2 protein-coding genes are annotated in these 3,358 nt (G+C 70.5%); both read left to right on the forward strand.

Annotated elements, in window-relative coordinates; translation table 11 throughout:
* The coding region (locus AB0G15_RS43335) for a discoidin domain-containing protein (RefSeq protein ID WP_362851550.1) at positions 1 to 646 on the forward strand (646 nt) is incomplete at its 5' end.
* 77 nt (positions 647 to 723) lie between these two features.
* The coding region (locus AB0G15_RS43340; protein ID WP_362851552.1) for a carbohydrate-binding protein at positions 724 to 3,358 on the forward strand (2,635 nt) is incomplete at its 3' end.

Below are 3,358 nucleotides of genomic sequence, written 5' to 3' on the forward strand. Positions count from 1 at the left end.
GACCTACGACCTCAACCGGGTCCGGCTGAACTGGGAGGCCGCCTACGGCAAGGCCTACCAGGTCCAGACCTCCACGAACAACAGCACCTGGACCACCGTCCACTCCACCACCACGAGCGACGGCGGCGCGGACGACCTGACGCTGACCGGCACCGGCCGCTACGTGCGCGTGTACGGCACCCAGCGCGGCCTGCCCCCCTACGGCTACTCCCTGTGGGACCTCAACGTCTACGGCACCCCCGCCGACTCGAACCCGTCGCTGCTGTCCACCGGCAGGCCGGTCACGGTCAGCAGCGTGGAGACCGGCAGCGCGCACGTCGGATCGAACGCGGTGGACGGCAACCCCGCCACCCGCTGGAGCAGCGCCTACAGCGACCCGCAGTGGATCACTGTCGACCTGGGGGCCACCCGCTCCATCAGCCGGGTCCGGCTGAACTGGGAGGCCGCCTACGGCAAGGCGTACCAGGTGCAGACCTCCACGAACAACAGCACCTGGACCACCGTCCACTCCACCGTCGCGAGTGACGGCGGCGTGGACGACCTGACCGTCACCGGCACCGGCCGCTACGTGCGCGTGTACGGCACCCAGCGCGGCCTGCCCGCCTACGGCTACTCCCTGTGGGACCTCGACATCTACGGCACCTGACACACCACCCCGCACGCGTCTGCCTTTTCACCCCCCAGGAGACCTTCGTGTTAGGTTTCACGCGCCTTCGTACGGTCTTGGGCGTCCTCGTTCTCGCTCTCGCCGCCGCCGCGGCGGGAGCCACCGGCACCACCACCGCCGCGGCGTCCACCGCCACCTCCGCACTCGGCACCGGCTCCGCGCTCAGTAACGGCTCCGCGCTCGGTACCGGCACCACCGCTCTTGCCGCTCCCCCGCCGACCAGCGCCTTCGAGAAGGTCAAGCTGGACGGCGGGCTGTCGATGGGCGAGCCCATCGAGCTCTCCGTGCTGCCCGACGGCAAGGTCCTCTACATCAACCGGGGCACCACCTCCGGCGGCGGCCAGGTCCGCCTGTACAACCCCGCGACCAAGGCCACGACCGTGGCGCTCACCGTCCAGCTGGACGCGCGCTTCGAGGACGGGCTCATCGGCATCACCCTCCACCCGCGGTTCGCCGCCAACCACTGGGTGTACCTCTTCTACTCGCCCAAGGTGACGCCGCTGGTGAACCGGATCTCCCGGTTCACCTTCAACGCCACCACCAACGTCCTCGACCCGGCCAGCGAGGACATGATCATCGAATGGCCCACCGAGCGTGAGCTGTGCTGCCACTCGGCCGGCTCGATGACCTGGGACAGCGACGACAACCTGTACTTCGCCGTCGGCGACAACACCAACTCCGGCGGCGACTCGGCGGGCATGGCCCCGATCGACGAGCGCACGAGCCGCAACCCGCAGTACGACGCGCAGCGCACCTCCGGCAACACCGACGACCTGCGCGGCAAGATCAACCGGATCCACCCGGAGAACAACGGCACCTACACCATCCCGGCGGGCAACCTCTTCGCCCCGGGCACCGCGCAGACCAGGCCCGAGATCTACGTCATGGGCACCCGAAACCCGTACCGGATCTGGGCCGACAAGAAGTCGGGCGACACCCTGCACTGGGGCGAGGTCGGCCCCGACGCGAACGCGACCCTCGCCAACCGCGGTCCCGCCGCCTACGACGAGTTCAACCGCGCCACCGGGCCCGGCAACTACGGCTGGCCCTACTGCGGCGGTCCCAACGTCGCCTACAACGACTGGGACTTCGCGGCCAACGCCCCCCGCGGCTGGTTCCCCTGCGGCGGCACGACCGGCCCGGTGAACAACTCGCCGCGCAACACCGGCCTCCAGCAACTGCCCCCCACCAAGCCGGCGCTGGTGTGGGAGCAGCACGGCGGCAGCAAGGAGTGGCCCGCCCTGGACAACCCCGGCGGCTGCGGCTCCCCCAACCACGCCGAGGTCTACCACTACGACCCGAACCTCGTCTCGGACGTGAAGTGGCCCGCCTACTACGACAACAAGCTGCTGATCTCCGAGTACTGCCGCAACTGGATCAAGGAGGTCCAGTTCGACAACGGCAACCCGACGACGGGGACGCCGACCGTCATCGAGCCGGTGCTCGCGGGGATGAAGCTCGTGCACCCCATCGACATGGAGTTCGGCCCCGACGGCTCGCTCTACCTGCTGGAGTACGGCAGCGGCTACTTCTCCGGCGCCGCCGACGCCGGCCTCTACAAGATCAACCATGTGCAGGGCGGCCGGTCGCCGATCGCCCAGGCAACGGTGAACCGGGACAACGGGCTCGCCCCGCTCGCGGTCACCTTCTCCAGCGCCGGGACCTCCGACCCCGACGGTGACGCGCTCACCTACGCCTGGGACTTCGACGACAACGGCACCGTCGACTCCACCGCCGCCAACCCCGCGTACACCTACACGACCAACGGCGACAAGCGGGCCAGGCTGACCGTCAGGGATCCGAGCAACCGCACCGGGACCGTTGTGATCCCCGTCGTGGTGGGCAACAACCGGCCCACGGTGACGTTGAACGGCCTGCCCGCCGGAGGCATGTACGGCTGGGGCGACGACCTGGTCTCGACCGCGACCGCGACCGACGCGCAGGACGGCACCCCCGCCTGCGCCGACGTCGTCATCCGCGCCGCGCTCGGCCATCAGGAACACGCTCACGAGGAGGGCCAGGGCACCGGCTGCGGCTTCACCGTGAACACCGGTCCCATCCACGCCGGGCTCGACGCCGTGCAGTTCTTCGTGATCCGCAGCAGCTACACCGACCGCGGCGCGACCGGCTCCGTCCCGCTCACCGGCGAGAAGGAGATCACGCTCTGGCCCAAGCAGTGGCAGGCCGAGCACTACGTCCAGCTCAACGGCCCCAGGGTCGTCGACCAGGCGGCGGCCGAGGGCGCCAAGCGGCTCGGTGACATCCAGAACGGTGAGTGGGTCAAGCACCACGCCGTCAGCCTCAAGGGCATCACGGGGGTGAAGGCGCGCGTCTCCTCCGCCAACGCGGGCGGCACCGTGTCGTTCCGCTTCGACTCGCCCACCGGCCCCGAGGTCGCCCGCGTCGCGGTCGCCGGAACCGGCGGCTGGGACAACTACGCCGAGGTGACCGCCCCCGTCGCCAAGCCCGACGACGGCACCCACGACCTGTACATCGTCTTCACCGGGACCGGCACCGGCGCCCTGTTCGACCTGGACAGCTACACCTTCACCGGTGCCGGGGCCGGCACCCCGCCCGGCGGCCCCGACCCCGGCGGCGACCTGGCGCGGGGCAAGCCCGTCACGGTCAGCAGCGTGGAGAGCGGCAGCGCGCACGCCGGGGCGAACGCGGTGGACGGCGACCCCGCCACCC

The sequence above is a fragment of the Streptosporangium sp. NPDC023825 genome (assembly GCF_040639575.1).
In the GTDB taxonomy this organism is placed as follows: Bacteria; Actinomycetota; Actinomycetes; order Streptosporangiales; family Streptosporangiaceae; genus Streptosporangium.